Source organism: Roseovarius sp. 217 (genome assembly GCF_000152845.1).
Lineage (GTDB): Bacteria > Pseudomonadota > Alphaproteobacteria > Rhodobacterales > Rhodobacteraceae > Roseovarius.
Genome location: NZ_CH902584.1, coordinates 2,074,905 through 2,090,151, shown reverse-complemented (window position 1 = coordinate 2,090,151; position 15,247 = coordinate 2,074,905). Strand labels below are relative to the sequence as shown.

General features: G+C 65.0%; 18 protein-coding genes. 10 read left to right on the top strand and 8 right to left on the bottom strand.

Translation table 11 applies throughout. The features are described from left to right. Positions 1-56: 56 nt before the first annotated feature. Positions 57-1,298, top strand: a complete 1,242-nt coding sequence (locus ROS217_RS10045) for a glycosyltransferase (protein WP_009817616.1) — start codon at positions 57-59, stop codon at positions 1,296-1,298. On the opposite strand, the gene ROS217_RS10040 is transcribed toward ROS217_RS10045, so the two are convergent. After that, positions 1,259-1,711 (bottom strand): MerR family transcriptional regulator, encoded by a 453-nt coding sequence (locus ROS217_RS10040; protein WP_009817615.1) that lies wholly within the window; start codon positions 1,709-1,711, stop codon positions 1,259-1,261. The genes ROS217_RS10045 and ROS217_RS10040 overlap by 40 nt on opposite strands. Before the next feature lie 73 nt (positions 1,712-1,784). Between ROS217_RS10040 and ROS217_RS10035 the strand changes: the two genes are divergently transcribed. Beyond that, positions 1,785-2,423, top strand: a complete 639-nt coding sequence (locus ROS217_RS10035) for a cation transporter (protein WP_040650510.1) — start codon at positions 1,785-1,787, stop codon at positions 2,421-2,423. Here ROS217_RS10035 and ROS217_RS10030 read toward each other — a convergent pair. Next, on the bottom strand, positions 2,404-2,907 hold the full coding sequence (locus ROS217_RS10030) for a DUF3576 domain-containing protein (protein ID WP_009817613.1): 504 nt from the start codon (positions 2,905-2,907) through the stop codon (positions 2,404-2,406). The genes ROS217_RS10035 and ROS217_RS10030 overlap by 20 nt on opposite strands. Positions 2,908-3,019: 112 nt before the next feature. Between ROS217_RS10030 and ROS217_RS10025 the strand changes: the two genes are divergently transcribed. After that, complete coding sequence (locus ROS217_RS10025) at positions 3,020-3,673, top strand: YggS family pyridoxal phosphate-dependent enzyme (RefSeq protein ID WP_009817612.1); 654 nt, start codon at positions 3,020-3,022, stop codon at positions 3,671-3,673. Here the strand turns inward: ROS217_RS10025 and ROS217_RS10020 are convergent. Continuing rightward, positions 3,664-4,167, bottom strand: a complete 504-nt coding sequence (locus ROS217_RS10020; RefSeq protein ID WP_009817611.1) for a L,D-transpeptidase family protein — start codon at positions 4,165-4,167, stop codon at positions 3,664-3,666. The two genes, ROS217_RS10025 and ROS217_RS10020, sit on opposite strands and share 10 nt — an antisense overlap. Positions 4,168-4,334: 167 nt before the next feature. On the opposite strand from ROS217_RS10020, the gene ROS217_RS10015 reads away from it, so the two are divergent. After that, entirely contained in the window at positions 4,335-7,193 is a 2,859-nt protein-coding gene (locus ROS217_RS10015; protein ID WP_009817610.1) for a type I secretion protein, read from the top strand. Between the two features lie 57 nt (positions 7,194-7,250). Here ROS217_RS10015 and ROS217_RS10010 read toward each other — a convergent pair whose 3' ends face one another. Both ROS217_RS10010 and ROS217_RS10005 read right to left on the bottom strand, forming a co-directional pair. Further along, positions 7,251-8,150: an alpha/beta fold hydrolase gene (locus ROS217_RS10010; protein WP_254656400.1), complete on the bottom strand. Its 900-nt coding sequence runs from the start codon at positions 8,148-8,150 to the stop codon at positions 7,251-7,253. Further along, positions 8,071-8,670, bottom strand: a complete 600-nt coding sequence (locus ROS217_RS10005) for a 2-hydroxychromene-2-carboxylate isomerase (protein WP_040651304.1) — start codon at positions 8,668-8,670, stop codon at positions 8,071-8,073. Before ROS217_RS10005 ends, ROS217_RS10010 begins: the two co-directional genes overlap by 80 nt. 101 nt (positions 8,671-8,771) lie before the next feature. Here ROS217_RS10005 and ROS217_RS10000 point away from each other — a divergent pair, with 101 nt between their 5' ends. Beyond that, complete coding sequence (locus ROS217_RS10000; protein ID WP_009817607.1) at positions 8,772-9,788, top strand: ribose-phosphate pyrophosphokinase; 1,017 nt, start codon at positions 8,772-8,774, stop codon at positions 9,786-9,788. Between the two features lie 36 nt (positions 9,789-9,824). After that, positions 9,825-10,727, top strand: coding sequence for a DMT family transporter (locus ROS217_RS09995; protein WP_040651302.1), 903 nt, complete (start codon positions 9,825-9,827; stop codon positions 10,725-10,727). Positions 10,728-10,944: 217 nt separating this feature from the next. On the opposite strand, the gene ROS217_RS09990 is transcribed toward ROS217_RS09995, so the two are convergent. After that, on the bottom strand, positions 10,945-11,637 hold the full coding sequence (locus ROS217_RS09990) for an NUDIX hydrolase (RefSeq protein ID WP_009817605.1): 693 nt from the start codon (positions 11,635-11,637) through the stop codon (positions 10,945-10,947). Positions 11,638-11,658: 21 nt separating this feature from the next. Continuing rightward, the gene (locus ROS217_RS09985; RefSeq protein ID WP_009817604.1) at positions 11,659-12,048 is read right to left on the bottom strand and encodes a DUF983 domain-containing protein; all 390 of its coding nucleotides are present in this window, start codon (positions 12,046-12,048) and stop codon (positions 11,659-11,661) included. 223 nt (positions 12,049-12,271) lie between these two features. Here ROS217_RS09985 and ROS217_RS09980 point away from each other — a divergent pair, with 223 nt between their 5' ends. The 4 genes from ROS217_RS09980 (at position 12,272) to ROS217_RS09965 (ending at position 14,264) form a co-directional block, all read left to right on the top strand. After that, entirely contained in the window at positions 12,272-12,748 is a 477-nt protein-coding gene (locus ROS217_RS09980; RefSeq protein WP_009817603.1) for an EF-hand domain-containing protein, read from the top strand. A gap of 73 nt (positions 12,749-12,821) precedes the next feature. Then, on the top strand, positions 12,822-13,415 hold the full coding sequence (locus ROS217_RS09975) for an RNA polymerase sigma factor (RefSeq protein WP_009817602.1): 594 nt from the start codon (positions 12,822-12,824) through the stop codon (positions 13,413-13,415). Next, on the top strand, positions 13,399-13,761 hold the full coding sequence (locus tag ROS217_RS09970) for a hypothetical protein (protein WP_254656399.1): 363 nt from the start codon (positions 13,399-13,401) through the stop codon (positions 13,759-13,761). Before ROS217_RS09975 ends, ROS217_RS09970 begins: the two co-directional genes overlap by 17 nt. Next, positions 13,761-14,264: a periplasmic heavy metal sensor gene (locus ROS217_RS09965; protein ID WP_009817600.1), complete on the top strand. Its 504-nt coding sequence runs from the start codon at positions 13,761-13,763 to the stop codon at positions 14,262-14,264. The genes ROS217_RS09970 and ROS217_RS09965 overlap by 1 nt, the downstream gene beginning before the upstream one ends. Positions 14,265-14,270: 6 nt before the next feature. On the opposite strand, the gene ROS217_RS09960 is transcribed toward ROS217_RS09965, so the two are convergent. Further along, the gene (locus tag ROS217_RS09960) at positions 14,271-15,218 is read right to left on the bottom strand and encodes a GlxA family transcriptional regulator (protein WP_009817599.1); all 948 of its coding nucleotides are present in this window, start codon (positions 15,216-15,218) and stop codon (positions 14,271-14,273) included. Positions 15,219-15,247 lie beyond the last annotated feature (29 nt).

Below are 15,247 nucleotides of genomic sequence, written 5' to 3'. Positions count from 1 at the left end.
TGCGTGGGCGGATGCGCTGATTATAACGGCTGAGGGCAGAACGAGTACGGATAGACATGAAAATCCTTTTCATCCATCAGAATTTTCCCGGCCAATACAAACATCTGGCCCCGCTTTTGGCGCGGCAGGGGCATGAGTGCGTGGCGCTGACGCTGCGGGTCAAGGAGGCGACCAATTGGCAAGGGGTGCAGGTGATCCCCTATGCCCTGCCCAAGCGGGATGGGCAAAAGCTGCACCCTTGGCTGGTCGATCTCGACACCAAGGTCACGCGCGGCGAGGCGTGCTGGCGGGCGGCGGTCGCCCTGCGGAACCAGGGCTATACGCCCGATGTCATTCTGGCCCATCCGGGTTGGGGTGAATCGCTCTTTCTGCGGGATGTCTGGCCTGAGGCGCGGTTGGGGCTCTATTGCGAACTGTATCATCTCGCGGGCTATCCACATCTGAATTTCGATCCCGAATTCGCCAGCACGGATATCGAGGCCGAAACGCTGCGCATCCGGATGAAGAACATCAACAACCACCTGCATTTCGAGCAGGGGCACGCGGGCATCAGCCCGACGCGGTTTCAGGCGGATACCTTTCCCAGTCCGTTTCGCGAGCGGATCACGGTCAGCCATGACGGGGTCGATACGATTCAGGCCTGCCCCATGCCCGATGTGCGGCTGACGATCGAGGGGCAATGCGACGTGACCCGCGCCAATGAGGTGATCACCTTTGTGAACCGCAATCTGGAGCCCTATCGCGGCTATCATGTGTTCATGCGCGCGCTGCCGCGCCTCTTGCGCGAGCGGCCCAATGCCACGGTGCTGATCGTGGGCGGCGACGAGGTGAGCTATGGTGCGCGCCCCCCCAAGGGCCGGACCTGGAAGCAGATGTTCATTGACGAGGTGCGCGGCCGCATTTCCACGCCCGACTGGCAGAGGGTGCAGTTTCTGGGGCGCATTCCCTATGATCAGTTCCTGCGGCTGTTGCAGGTGAGCCGCGTGCATGTCTACCTGACCTATCCCTTTGTCCTGAGTTGGTCGCTGTTGGAGGCGATGTCCTGCGAGGCGGCGATTGTCGCAGGCGATACCGCCCCGGTGCGCGAGGTCATCACGGATCGAGAGACCGGACGGCTGGTGGATTTCTTTGACCGCGATGCGCTGGTGGGTGAGGTTTGTGCGCTCTTGGAGGACGCAGAGGAGCGGGCGCGATTGGGGGCCAATGCGCGCGACCTGATCCGCGCGCAGTATGATTTGCGCACGATCTGCCTGCCGCGTCAGGTGAGTTGGGTCGAGGGGCTGGTGTCGCGCGCATGATCCTGAACGCAGAGATCGTGATCCGCCAGTGACGCCAGCACGTAGCAATCGCGCGCGGCGCCGTCGCCCGTGCAGCCCTCTGCGATTCGCGCCAATTCCGACTCGAGCGCGCGCAACCGGCGGATTTTCTCGCGGACCGCGTCCAGTTGGCCTTGCGCGATCCGGGTAGCGCTGGTGCAGGCGCGGTCGGGGTGGTCCTGCAACTCGATCAGCGCAGAGATGGCCTCGAGCGAGAACCCCAGATCGCGGGCGTGCCGGATAAAGCCCAGACGCTCCAACTCGGCATGCCCGTAGCGACGCTGATTGCCCGAACTGCGCAGCGGGGCCGAGAGCAGGCCACGGGATTCGTAATAGCGGATGGTGGGCACCTTGACGCCAGTGCGCGCCGCCAGATCGCCAATCGAGAAAAACATGCAACACCCTCTTGAAGCTCTAGTCACTAGAGAGATTACATTGCCTGTGACGCAAATGCAAAGGAGGCTCGCAATGGCGGGATGTTGTGGCCATGAGGCGCGGTTCGACGGTGTGTCAGCGGTGTACCGGCGGAGGTTGTGGATGGTGATCGCCATCAACGCGACGATGTTCGGGGTGGAAATGGTCGCAGGGCAAGCGGCGCAGTCGCAGGCGCTCAAGGCGGATGCGCTGGATTTTCTGGGCGATGCGCTGACCTATGGGCTGTCCTTGGCCGTGATCGGCATGTCGATGCGGGTGCGGGCCACGGCGGCGCTCTTCAAGGGGCTCAGCCTCATGGCGATGGGGCTCTGGGTGCTGGGCACAACCGTCTACCGCGTGTTCTATCTGGGTGTGCCAGAGGCCGGGATCATGGGCAGCATCGGGTTTCTGGCACTGGCCGCGAATGTAGCGAGCGTGCTCCTGCTCATGGCCTATAAGGATGGCGACGCCAATGTCCGCTCGGTCTGGCTGTGTTCGCGCAACGATGCGATCGGCAATGTCGCGGTGATGGTCGCGGCGCTGGCGGTCTGGGGGGCCGGTTCTGGCTGGCCCGACCTGATCGTGGCGGGGCTTATGGCCTCGCTCTTTGTCAATTCGGCGCAACAGATTATCCGGCAGGCGCTAGACGAGCGCCGCCATGCCGATGGATTGGTCAGAAGCGCGCCGCATTGATCCGCAATTGCCGGGCGCGGTTGAGGATCGCATCTTCGACCGCGCGTTCAGTGGCGGCATTGACCGCCCCCCCTCGCGTTTGCAGGGCGACGTTGAGCGAGCGGGCGTCAAGCGCCGGGTCGCTGATGAGAATCGTGGCACGGTAGGACTGTCCGCCGCCCGGCGGGGTGCCATAGCCGGTGGAAATCACGCCGGTAAAGGGATCGGCGGCCTCGATGGGAAGAAAATCGAGAACTTGAAGCGAGGCGGTCCAGAGAAAGCGGTTGACCTTGACTGTGTCCTTGGCGCCGCGAAAGCCATCGAGGATCGAGCCGTCTCCCGCCGCGACCTGTCGCTCGCGCCCGCCCTTCACGCGCATCGCCTCTTCGTCGAGCGTGGCGTTCTTGAACCCGCCGCACCCGCTCAGAAGCACGAGACAGGTCGCAGTGAGGCCGAGGATCTTGAGACGCGAATGGGTCATGGCACCGTCCGAGATTGTTTCCATCCCTACTATCCAAGCCGGGGCGGAGGGGCAAGCCGTTTGACGGTTTGTCGCGCACTTGTGCCGGGCCCGTGGGCTGTGGCATGCAAGGCACAGGCAATATGAGGGAGCGGTCATGGGGCTGAGCGAAATCAAGGCACGGATGGACAAGGCCTGCGTCGCGGCGGGGCGCGCACCGGAGGATGTGGACTTGATCGCAGTCTCCAAGGTGCAACCTGAGGAGCGCGTTGCCGCCGTGCTCGATCAGGGCCACCGCGTCTTTGGCGAAAACCGGGTGCAAGAGGCCGCTGGCCGCTGGCCGGCCTTTCAAGAGCGTTATGCCGGGATCGTTCTGCATCTCATCGGCCCCTTGCAGAGCAACAAGGCACGGCAGGCGATGGAGATGTTTCAGGCCATCCATTCCGTGGACCGGCCCAAGATCGCGCAGGCGATTGCACGTCTGGCCCAGGAAATGGGGCGCTGCCCTGACCTCTTTCTGCAGGTCAACACCGGCGCAGAGCCGCAAAAGGCGGGTGTGCTGCCCGAGGCCGTGGATGGGTTCGTGGCCGAGTGTCGCGCGCTCGATCTGCCCGTCAAGGGGCTGATGTGCATCCCGCCGGTCGAAGAGGAGCCGAGCCTACATTTCGCGCTCTTGGCGAAAATGGCGGCGCGCAACGGGCTCTCAGGCCTGTCGATGGGCATGAGCAGCGATTTCGAGAGCGCGATTGCGCAGGGGGCGACGCATATCCGCGTGGGCTCTGCCATTTTCGGCGACCGCGATTACGGCTGAGGCGGCACGATCAATCGCGCGCCATAGGTGATCTGGCGCGCGATGCGCAGCAGGTGATCCGGGCGCAACCCGATACAGCCCGCCGTGGGAAACCCCGGTCGCCGCCAGCGATGAACAAAGATACACGATCCGCGCCCGCGCACCGCCTGCGGCCAGTTCCAATCGGTGATCAGCACCAGATCATAGAGCGGATCGGCCCGGCGCAGCACCTCATGGCTATGCGGATAGGGCGCGCGCACCATGAGGTTGTAATCCTCATGGCTCGCATCATCCGACCACAGATCACCGGGCCGGATCGGCACCGCCCAATCGGTGGGCCGCGTCATGCGGTCGGGGCGATAGAGCAGGCCGACGATGCGGTGACTGCCAACCGGCGTCGCCCCATCCCCCTCGCGTTTGCGCGCCGACACGCCGCCGCGCCCGAGGGTGCAGGGATAGCGCTGCCCGCGGAATCGCAGACCAAGAGGGGTGAGAACCAGATCATCAGGCGTCATCCCCTCCTTTTGCCCGATCCCCCTGCGCGGGCAAAGGAGGAAGTGCAGGCCCCTGCTTTTTCTTGGTGAAAATACTCAAGAATCCCCGTCTCGCCGCATGGCACCGCAGAGAGTGGCAAGACGCGCGTCCCGCCTCTATATTGGGGAAAAGACAGGGGGAACGGACCGTGCGACATCTGATTGGCCTCATCGGGGCGCTTTTCATTCTGGGCACGGCCCCGGTGCAGGCCGAGCGCGCAGCGCTCAGCGCGCATGTGTTCGGCAATTCGCTGGTGCATCACCTCAGCGACGATCCGGCCACCAATGTGCCCTATTGGCTGGCGCGATTGGCGCAGGCGGGGGGGCGCGATCTGGCGCTCTCGGGGCAATGGGGATTTCTGCGCGATTTCGCGGCGCAAGGCGTCGCCCCGAACTGGTCCTTCGAGGGCGTGACCGCGCGGCGCGGTGCGGCTGATACCGTGCTGATCACGCCTGCGAATTTCATTCAATATCAAGCGCCTGATGCGGAGTTCGAGGGTGACAATCCCGGCAATGCCAGCCCGGTCTCGGTGACACTCGACGTGATCGACCGCGCCATCGCCGACTGGCCCGGCGCGCGCATCGTGATCTACGAAGGCTGGCCTGACATGGGCGGCTTCACCCGAGGTTTTCCGCCCTCAGCGCGCAATCTGAGCCGCTGGCATGGCTATGCGCTCAGCGATTATCACGACTGGTTCCGCGACTATGTGGCGGGTTTGCAAGCCGCGCGCCCCGAGGTCGAGATCACGCTTTTGCCGGTCTCATCCGTGCTCTCTGGCCTGCAAACCGGCCTATTGGAGGATATCCCGGTCGAGGCGCTCTATTCCGATGACGCGCCGCACGGCACCGCCACGCTCTATTTTCTGGCGGCGCTCATCACCTATTCCGGGCTGTTCGAGACCCCTGCCCCGTCGGCATTTCAACTGCCCGACAGCCTGCACCCGCTGGTGCGTGAGACCTATATGCGCCTGACCGAAGAGATCGCGCAGGGATTGGGGCTGCGCGACGCGGCGCAGGTCACGGCGCCGGGGCAAGCGGCAGAGGCCGCCCACGGCGTGGGTCTGGCCAACCCCAGCCTTGGCATGGGGCTGAACGGGATTGCGGATTGGTCGAGCCAGCACCCCTTTGTCGATGTGATGAAGACTGCGCGCCCTTGGGTGGGTCATACCGCCGATCAATGGGGTGCCTTTTCGACCGAGGCCTTGCGGGCAGGCGGCTATCTCGACGCCTTCGGCTGGCCGCTGGCGCTGCCCGACGGGGCCAAGGCGTTGGAGGCGTTCATCCTGACCGATCAGCCTGAGGCGGCGAGCCATCTGAGCGGGCGGTATCTGCTGCGCTACACCGGCACCGGCGTGATCCGGGTCGTGGGGCGCGCTGATAACGTGCGCTATGACTATGGCAAGCGCGAGGTGCGGTTCGATGTGACGCCCGGCGAAGGGCCGGTGGCGCTCAGCCTCTTGGAGACCGATGCCGCCGACCCGCTGCGCGACATCACCGTGGTGCGCGAGGATCAGGTGGCGCTGCATGAGTTGGGCGTGATCTTTAACCCGCTCTGGATCGACAAGGTGGCCGATCTGCGCGTGATCCGCTTCATGGACTGGATGTTCACCAATGGCGCGCCGCAGGTCACATGGGACGACCGCCCGGTGCCAGAAGATGCCACCTATATCTGGCGCGGCGTGCCGGTCGAGGTGATGGTGGATCTCGCCAACCAGATCGGTGCCGACCCTTGGGTGAACATGCCACATATGGCCGATGACGGCTATATCCGGGGCTTTGCCACCTATCTGCGCGACCATTTGGACTCTGCCCTCAAAGCGCATGTGGAATATTCCAACGAGGTCTGGAATTTCATGTTTCCCCAGACCGCTTGGGTCCGCGATCAGGCGCTGGCGCTCTGGGGTGACGACGCGGGCGACGATGCCTGGATGCAATTCGCGGGGCTGCGTGCGGCGCAGATGGCGGATATCTGGCGGGCGGAATTTGCCGGCCAAGAGGACCGCTTGCAGGTCGTCGTCGGCACCCATACCGGCTGGCCGGGGCTGGAAGAGCCGCTCTTGATGGCCCCTCTCGCCCTGCAGCACGGACAGTTGACCGAACCGCCCGTCACCCGCTTTGATGCCTATGCCGTGACCGGGTATTTCGGCTATGAGCTGGGCGGTGAGGATAAGGTGGCTGCGGTGCTGGGCTGGATTGCCGCAAGCGAGGCGGTGGCCCGCGCCAAGGCGGTCGAGACCGGCGCTGATCCCGAGGCATATCTGGCCGCGCATCGCTATGATCTGGCCTATGATCTGGCCGCCGAGGCGCTGCGGCAGGGCTCCTTGAGCGCGTTGCTGCGCGATACCCTGCCCTATCACGCCAGGGTCGCGGCCCGGCATGGGCTTCGGCTGGTGATGTATGAGGGTGGCACGCATGTGGTGGGTCAAGGGGCCGTGGTCGAGAATGACGCGCTGACCGAGTTCTTTGTCGGGTTCAATTACGGTCCGCAGATGGGCGTGCTCTATGACGAATTGCTGCGCGGCTGGACGGCGGCGGGCGGCACGCTTTTCAACGCTTTTGTCGATGTGGCTGCGTCCTCGAAATGGGGCAGTTGGGGCGCACTCCGGCATCTCGACGATATGACGCCTCGCTGGGAGGCTTTGATGCGCGCGAATGCGGTGACGTCGGATTGGGATGCAGGGCGCGCGGAGGGCGTTTTCCTGCATGGTGTAACGCAGCGCGCCGGACCGGATGGCGCGCGGCTTGAGGGCACGGCCAAGGCGGATATTCTGCTGGGCGCTGCCGGGGACGATGTCTTGGTCGGTTCCGGCGGGAATGACCGGATGCACGGCGGCGCGGGCCGCGACCTAGCGATTCTGCCGGGGGCGCGGGAGGCATACGGAATCGGGCGCGAGGGCACGCGGGTGATTCTTGAGGGGCCGCAGGGGGCGGTCGTGCTGGTCGATGTCGAAGCGGTGGAGTTCGCAGATGCGCCCGGTCAACCGGTGGCGCTCAGCGATCTGATGTAGCCCCCCGCGCGGAGCAAGGCGCGGAGCGCCGCCGCGCGATCTCTGGGCCGTCTCGCGTTAATCCTCCTTCATCCCTCCGAGAAACCCCCGAATCTCCTCCGCCACAACGCGCGCATGGCTGATCGGCCCCATATGCCCCGCGCCCTGCACCACAACGCGGCGCGCATCGGGTATCCGCGCGGCAAGCCCCGCATTGATCGCCGCGATGATCTCGGGCGAGGCGCTGCCCTCCATCAGCAAAACCGGCACGCCGATCCGCTCCAAGGCACCGCTCGACAGCATCCTGCCTGCGTCCTCATAGAGCGCAGCGGTCGCCGCCTCGATCAGCGGCATCTGGGCCGCCATCGCGGCGCGCGCGCCCTCAGGCAGGGCCGTCCATCCGCGCCGGTCGCCCCAAACGCCGGTAAACCCCTCGGCGGCGCGCAGAAAATCGCCCACCGCCATGCCCGCCGCATACTCCGCCATTTCCGCCACATGGCCCGCCCGCAAGCCGGGCTGATCGTGCAGACCCACGGCGAAGAACACCGGCTCGTAGAGGATCAGCGAGCGCACCAGATCCGGGCGCTCGACCGCCAACCGCAACGCCACCGTCGCGCCAAAGGAATGGCCGATGATATCGGTGGGTGCGTCGAGAAAATCGGCGGCCATCGCGGTGCTGACCGCCTGAATCTCGTCCGCGCCGGACCAAGCCCCGCTTTGCCCATGCCCCGGCAGATCAAACGCCGTCAGCCGCAGCGCGCCGCTCACCTCGCGCGCCAAGGGCCCCCAACTGCCGCTATGCGACAGAGAGCAATGGATCGCCAAAGCGCGGCGCGGGCCAGCGCCCAGCTCTGTCCAATGGGTCGGAAACCCGCCCCTCAGCCCCTCTGGCATCGGATCAGAGCTTGCCCGCCAGATGCAGGTCGAGATCCTCGAGCCGGTCTTGACCCCAGAAATTCTGGCCGCTGTCCACGACATAGAAGGGGGCGCCAAAGACGCCTGCGGCCACCGCCTCTTCAAGATTGGTGGCATAGGTTTCCGCGCCGCTCAAAAGCCCCGTGTCGGCCAATGCCGGGTCAAATCCGGCGCGTTTGAGGCAATCGCGGATCACCTCATCCTCGGCGATGTTGCGCTCCTCCGCCCAGCAGGCGCGCAGGATGGACTGCACCAGCCCGCCCAGATCACCACCACCCGCGCTCTGCGCGGCGATGATGGCATAGGACGAGGGCGCGGGATTGGTGGGCCAGAACGCCGGTTTCAGCGTCAGGGCCATGCCGCGCCGTTTCGCCTGACGCGGCAATTCCTGATTGCGATAGGCGGTGCGCGACGGGTGGCGATCCGCCGGGGCAGCGCCGCCGGTGCGCGCAAAGAGCGCCATGATGTCGAGCGGCTTGTAGGTGATGCTCGCGCCATGGCGCGCCGCGCTCTCCTCCAGCCCCGCGCCCGACAGATAGGCATAGGGAGAGAGGGTCGAGAAATAATAGTCAATATGGGCCATTTCGGCGCGTTCCTTTGCTGCATCGCTTTGCCTGAGCATGACCACATGCTAAGCGGTGTCAACATCACGAATCTGTCACACTGTGCAGCCGGGGACACATCATGCCAGCCACATCGCAACCGAAGCTCATTTCGGGCAATGCCAACATGCCGCTTGCCACGGCCATTTCCCGGCGAATGTCGATGCACCGCGGCGTCAACGTCGGACTGGTCGACGCACGGGTCGAACGGTTCAACGATCAGGAAATCTTTGTTGAGGTCTACGAAAATGTGCGCGGCGAGGATATGTTCATCATCCAGCCCACGTCGAACCCGGCCAATGACAACCTGATGGAACTGCTTATCATGGCCGACGCGCTGCGCCGGTCTTCGGCGGCGCGCATCACCGCCGTGATTCCCTATTTCGGCTATGCGCGGCAGGATCGCCGTTCCAAGGCACGGACGCCCATTTCGGCAAAACTTGTCGCCAATATGATTGTCGAGGCCGGGGTTGAGCGAGTGCTGACCATGGACCTGCACGCCGCACAAATTCAGGGCTTTTTCGACATTCCGGTGGACAACCTTTACGCCTCGCCAATCTTTGCGCTGGATATCATGACGCAATTTAAGGGTCGGACGCAGGATGTGATGGTGGTTTCGCCGGACGTGGGCGGCGTGGCGCGGGCACGCGAACTGGCCAAGCGGATCACCGCTCCGCTGTCGATTGTCGACAAGCGCCGGGAGAAGGCGGGCGAGGTTGCGGAAATGACCGTGATCGGCGATGTGACGGACAAGATCTGTATCATCGTCGATGACATGTGCGACACGGCGGGCACCATGTGCAAGGCTGCCGAAGTGCTGATGGAAAACGGCGCGCGCGAGGTGCATGCCTATACCACCCATGGCGTCATGTCCGGCCCGGCGGTCGAGCGCATCACCAAATCCGTTCTGAAATCCATGGTGATCACGGACACGATCCTGCCCACAGAGGCGGTCAAGGCGACGCCAAACATCCGCATCATCCCGACCGCCCCGGTCTTTGCCCAAGCCATTCTCAACATCTGGAGCGGCACCAGCGTGTCGTCGCTCTTTGACACGCCGACCCTGGAACCGGTCTATGAGGGCCAGTTTGGCGGCTGATCCCGGTTTTGCGCCACTGCGGGGCGCATGATCGGCATGGAGCCTTGGATCTTTCTCTCGATTGCGGCGGCGGCGTTTCAAACGCTGCGCTTCATGCTGCAAAAGCATCTGAGCATGGGCGCGCTCAGCGCAGGCGGCGCGACCCTGGCGCGGTTCTTCTATTCCGCGCCCTTCGTTGTGGCGCTGTCGCTGGGGTATCTGGCCGCAACCGGCGCGGATTGGCCGGGGTACACGCCGCTTTTCTGGGCCTATGCCGTCGTGGGCGGGCTGACGCAGATTCTGGCGACATGGTGTGTGGTGGCGCTCTTTGCAGAGCGTAATTTCGCCGTTGGCATCACCTTCAAGAAAACCGAGGTGGTGCAGACCGCCCTCGTGGGCCTTGTGATTCTGGGTGACCGGATCACATGGCTGGGCCTCGGTGCGATCCTGTTGGGGCTGATCGGCGTGCTGATCCTGTCCGAAACACCGGGATTTGAAGGCCGTTGGTGGCGGCGTTTCGGCAATCGGGCGGCAGCGCTTGGGCTGGCCTCGGGGGCGTTTTTTGCAGTCTCTGCCGTGGGCTATCGCGGCGCTACGCTGGAGATTGCGAGTGACGACCCGCTGCTGCGCGCAGGTCTGTCGCTGATGGTGGTGACGGTGATGCAGGCGGTGGCGCTCACGCTCTGGCTGATGTGGCGCGAACCGGGTCAGGTGGGGCGTGTGATCGCAGCGCGGCGCACGGCGGTCTGGATGGGGCTGACGGGCATGGCGGGCAGTCTCTGCTGGTTCACGGCCTTTACGCTGCAAAACGCGGCGATGGTGTTTGCGGTGGGACAGGTCGAGGTGATCTTTTCGCTTTTCGCCTCGGTGCTGTTTTTCGGCGAGCGGATTTCCCGGCGGGAGGGCTGGGGGATTGCGCTCATCACGCTCTCGGTGATCGCGGTGGTGGCGCTAAGGTAAGGCGGGTGTGGCATCAAGGGCTGAGCCGCGCGGTCGCTGGGCTGGGGACTAGCGAAGCAACACCCGTGGCTGCCACTTTATGCCGGCAAAATCAGCGGAACCTCTCAAAGATGCGCTCCCTCTCAAAATCGCTAGGCCGCGGGACGGCCCAGCGATCCGCGCGGCGGTGCCTGCGGCACCTTGGTTCCGCGCAAGGGGGACGCGCGGAGTCCCCCTGTCACCCAGCCGCCGCGCCCTTCAATCGCAAAAACAGGCTCTCCTCGTCATCATTGCGGAAGAACGGCACCGACACGGGCGGGTTGCGGTCATGTGCGCGCGCCGTGACCTCGGCCAGCACCACCTCGGTAATAAACGGCAGGTCAAAGCGGCGCGCCTCTTCCAAGGGAATCCACTGCAAATGGCTCAATTCCTCGCAGGCGGCGGAAAAATCGTCCGGGTCTCCGGCCAATGCCTCGGCATGCACCAGAAAGAACCGCGCATCAAAGCGGCGCGGGCGGCCCGGCGGGGTGATGGCGCGAAACACGAATTGCAGCGGATCAGCCACCGGCACCAGACCGCGCGCGGCAAAGCCCGCCCAATCGCCGGGCACCGCCCCCGGCCATGCGCCGGGCATCCCAAGCGCCAGCCCGGTTTCCTCCCACAGTTCCCGAATGGCGGCGGCGGCAATCGCGTGGCTCAGATCGCGGTCGCAATCCTCGGTCAGCCGCGTGGCGCAGAGCGGCGGCAGAGGGCGTGCCAGCGGAATACCCGCGTCCCCCGCATCGACCGCCCCACCGGGAAAGACGAATTTGTTGGGCATGAACGCGGCGGTCGCCCCGCGCTGCCCCATAAGCACATGCGGGCGGTCCGGATCGCGCAATACGATCACGGTCGCGGCGTCGCGAATGGCGGTCTTGTCGATTGCGGTCATGCCTGCCCCTTTGCGGCGGGGCTAGTGGCTCATCTTGAACCCATGCATCAGCCGCGCCCATTGAAAGGCCACAATGGCCCCCTTCAACCGTGGCAAAAGGTAGAGCGACAGCGCGATGGTGCCAATAGCGAATATGGTAAAGAGCACCAGAGGTTCGGGCCGGAACTGCACAAAGGCGATATGCAGCAGCGGGGCCATCAGATGCCCGACAATCAGAATCGTCAGATAGGCCGGGCCATCGTCGGCGCGCGCATGGCTCAAATCCTCGCGGCAGACCGGGCAGGTGTCGCGCAGTTTGAGATAGCTGCTGAGAATCGGACCGCTGCCGCAATTCGGGCATTTGCGGGAAAAGCCACGGCGCAGCGCAGGCCACAGGGCCCGGTCGGTTTGGGGTATCGTTGTGTCGCGCATCGTGGCCTCGCTTTGGGTTTACGCAAATATGGCGCATGCCGGTTCTAGAGAAAAGGTGACAGACCGTCCTTGCGGCGCGATGTCGCAAAAACCGCGGCTGTCCGCAATTAATTTCATCTCCTGCGACGGAGCGGGCAGCACCCCGCGTTAGAGACCTTAGAAACGCCCCGAAGAGCGGGGCGCTTCGCGAGATGACATCAAATCCCTGAGGGAGATCAAGACGATGAAAAAGACAGCGTTGATGGTGGGTCTGACGACTGCGATTCTGGCCGGTGGGCTGAGTGTGGCACAGGCCGACAGCCACAAGGGCAAGATGGGCATGGGCATGCGCCACAGCTTTGAAGAGCTGGATGCCGATGCAGATGGCAAGATCACACCCGAGGAAATGACCGCCCATATGCAGGCCCGTTTCGAGGGGGCCGATAGCGATGGCGATGGGGCCCTGTCCAAGGACGAGTTGGTCGCGCGCATGACCGAGCGTCAGGCCGAGCGCATGGCCGCCTATGCCGATCACATGATCGAGCGGCACGATGCCAACAGCGATGGCAAGCTCAGCCCCGACGAAATGCAGGCCCGCAACAAGGGCAAGATGTTCGAAAAGATCGACGCCGATGGCGATGGCGCGATTTCCAAGGAAGAGTTCTCCGAGATGCGCGGCAAGCATCACGGCATGATGAAGGACAAGAAGGCAAGCGAGTAACATTTGCCGGCGCGGGGCACCCCCGCGCCGGGCCTCTGGTCAGGGGCCGATCCGAAGGATACGCTGGAGGGCGATGCGCATGCCATTCGACGCCATGGAGGATTTGCCCGACGACGCGCTCTTGGCGCGGTTCGCGGAGGGTGACGCCATGGCCGCGCGCATCCTGACACTGCGCCTCACACCGCGTGTCATGGCGCATGGCTACCGCCTCTTGGGCAACCGCACAGAGGCCGAGGATGTGGCGCAAGAGGCGCTCTTGCGGCTCTGGCGGCAGGCCCCCGAGTGGCGCCCCGGCGAGGCCAAGGTCAGCACCTGGCTCTACCGCGTGGTGGCCAATCTCTGCATCGACCGGCGCAGACGGGCGCGCGGCGGCAATCTGCCGCTTGAGGCGATCCCCGAGCCCGAGGATGGGCAAGCCAGCGCCGCCGAGCAGATGCAGGACCGCGCCCGCGCCGATGCGCTGCAATCCGCGCTGGATCAGTTGCCCGAACGGCAGCGGCAAGCGGTGGTTCTGCGCCATATCGAAGGGTTGGCGAACCCGGATATCGCCGACATCATGGACGTGACCGTCGAGGCGGTCGAAAGTCTGACCTCACGCGGCAAGCGCGCACTCAGTGCGCTTCTGGCGGGGCGACAAGAGGAGTTGGGATATGTCGATGAGCGATAAGGATCAGGATTTTGCCGGGCTTGGCGCGTTCTTTGACGCCGCCCGCGCCCATCCACCCGCGCCCTCGGCGGAGTTGCTGGCGCGCGTCCTCAGCGATGCCGAGGCCGAACAGGTCTGGATCACCCGCCGGGCAGAGACCGCCCGCGCCGCGCCGCGCGCTGGTCTCTTGGAACAACTCTATCGCCTCTTGGGCGGTTGGCCCGCGATGGCGGGGCTGACAACCGCCGTTGTGGCGGGCGTCTGGATTGGGACCGCGCTGCCCGAGGGGCTATCCGGCAGCGGCGAGGCGGCCTATCTGGTCGATATCACACCCGAAGCGGTGTTTGAACTGGCGGGAGATTTCTGATGGCAGAGCAGCAGACCGCAGCGCGACCCAAGCCTTGGGTGCGGGCGCTTTTGGTGGCCTCTCTGGCGCTCAACCTTGCGGTGGCGGGGCTGGCGGCGGGCTGGGCGCTGCGCCATGGCGGCGATCACGCCGGTCATCACCCCTCGCGGCTCGACATGGCCGGGGGGCCGCTTACACGTGCGCTCTCGGATGCGGACCGCCGCGCCATTGGCCGCGCGATGCGGGACGCATGGCGCAGCCGCACGGACAACAGTCCCAGCATCGGCGAGAGTTTCGACGCGCTTGTGATCGACCTGCGCGCCGTGCCGTTTGACGCCGACCGGGTCGCGGCGCAGATGCGCACCCAGCGCGACGGATTTGCCGCGCGCTTCGAGATGGGTCAGGAGGTGCTCTTGACGCATCTCGCGGCCATGTCTGATGCTGATCGCGCCGCCTATGCCGACCGTCTGGAGGCGCAGATCGCCGATTACCGCGCCAAGCGCGAAAAGCATCGCAAGGACTGACGCCCCTCACCCCCGCCGCAATGCACGCGGCGTGGTGCCATACTGCCGCCTCAGCGCGCGGGTGAGCGCCGCAGGCGATTCGTAACCCGAGCGCAGCGCAATCTCCGCCATACCCAGCCGCGTATTCTCGACCAGCTTGCGCGCCGCCGCGAGCCTGAGATGGCGATAGACCGCCCCCGGCGGTGCGCCAAGGCCTGCCCGAAACCGCCGGTCGAGTGTGCGCGGCTGGCACGACAGTCGCCGCGCCAGATCACTCAGCGACAAAGGCCGCTCGACATTGTCGCGCATCAGCCCCAGCGCCCGACGCAGCAGGGGATCCCCCACCGCCGCATCCTCGCGCGCCGGGGTGACAGGCGGATCGCCATGCAGGAACAGCGCCTCGACATCCAGCCGCACCGCCATGCCCAGATGATCGCTGATCAGCCCCAGCGTGAGATCAAGCGCCGACATCGCCCCCGCACAGGTCATCCGCGTCCCGTCGCGCAGCACCCGCGCGCGCTCTGGCGTGACCGCCAGAAACCGCTCTGTAAAGGCATCGAGCAAGTCCCAATGCACCGTCGCCCGCCGCCCATCCAAGAGCCCCGCAGAGGCCAAGAGCCAAGGTCCGCTGTCCAGCCCCACCGTCACCTCCGCCCGCCGCGCCGCGCCTTGCAGCGCGCGGCGGGTGGCGGCGGTGTCGTGCCGGTCGTGATCGTAGCTCGCCAGCACAAAGAGGTAATCGCAGGCGGTCAGCGCCCCCAGCCCACCATGCGCCAGCACCTCGATCCCGCTGGATGAGCGCGCGGGCGCGCCGTCCAGTGTCAGGATCTGCCAGTCAAACCCGCGCCGCGGCCCAAGCGTATTGGCGGCGCGCAATGGCTCCAGACAATTGGCAAGGCACAGGTTCGAGAACCTGTCAAAGAGCAGGAGCGCGATGCGCACCGGGGCGTTGGATGATTTTGTCCATTGCGGCATGATTATTGTCTTATAGCGCACACTCAATC

Bases quoted from the DNA above. Each gene is read 5' to 3' on its own strand.
- ROS217_RS09985 (WP_009817604.1), bottom strand. From the start codon at position 12,048: ATGCGCGACACAACGATACCCCAAACCGACCGGGCCCTGTGGCCTGCG.
- ROS217_RS10005 (WP_040651304.1), bottom strand. From the start codon at position 8,670: ATGGCCCATATTGACTATTATTTCTCGACCCTCTCTCCCTATGCCTAT.
- ROS217_RS10020 (WP_009817611.1), bottom strand. From the start codon at position 4,167: ATGACGCCTGATGATCTGGTTCTCACCCCTCTTGGTCTGCGATTCCGC.
- ROS217_RS10000 (WP_009817607.1), top strand. From the start codon at position 8,772: ATGCCAGCCACATCGCAACCGAAGCTCATTTCGGGCAATGCCAACATG.
- ROS217_RS09960 (WP_009817599.1), bottom strand. From the start codon at position 15,218: ATGCCGCAATGGACAAAATCATCCAACGCCCCGGTGCGCATCGCGCTC.
- ROS217_RS09975 (WP_009817602.1), top strand. From the start codon at position 12,822: ATGCGCATGCCATTCGACGCCATGGAGGATTTGCCCGACGACGCGCTC.
- ROS217_RS10040 (WP_009817615.1), bottom strand. From the start codon at position 1,711: ATGTTTTTCTCGATTGGCGATCTGGCGGCGCGCACTGGCGTCAAGGTG.
- ROS217_RS09970 (WP_254656399.1), top strand. From the start codon at position 13,399: ATGTCGATGAGCGATAAGGATCAGGATTTTGCCGGGCTTGGCGCGTTC.
- ROS217_RS09995 (WP_040651302.1), top strand. From the start codon at position 9,825: ATGGAGCCTTGGATCTTTCTCTCGATTGCGGCGGCGGCGTTTCAAACG.
- ROS217_RS09965 (WP_009817600.1), top strand. From the start codon at position 13,761: ATGGCAGAGCAGCAGACCGCAGCGCGACCCAAGCCTTGGGTGCGGGCG.
- ROS217_RS10045 (WP_009817616.1), top strand. From the start codon at position 57: ATGAAAATCCTTTTCATCCATCAGAATTTTCCCGGCCAATACAAACAT.
- ROS217_RS10030 (WP_009817613.1), bottom strand. From the start codon at position 2,907: ATGGAAACAATCTCGGACGGTGCCATGACCCATTCGCGTCTCAAGATC.
- ROS217_RS09990 (WP_009817605.1), bottom strand. From the start codon at position 11,637: ATGACCGCAATCGACAAGACCGCCATTCGCGACGCCGCGACCGTGATC.
- ROS217_RS10025 (WP_009817612.1), top strand. From the start codon at position 3,020: ATGGGGCTGAGCGAAATCAAGGCACGGATGGACAAGGCCTGCGTCGCG.
- ROS217_RS10010 (WP_254656400.1), bottom strand. From the start codon at position 8,150: ATGTCGTGGACAGCGGCCAGAATTTCTGGGGTCAAGACCGGCTCGAGG.
- ROS217_RS09980 (WP_009817603.1), top strand. From the start codon at position 12,272: ATGAAAAAGACAGCGTTGATGGTGGGTCTGACGACTGCGATTCTGGCC.
- ROS217_RS10035 (WP_040650510.1), top strand. From the start codon at position 1,785: ATGGCGGGATGTTGTGGCCATGAGGCGCGGTTCGACGGTGTGTCAGCG.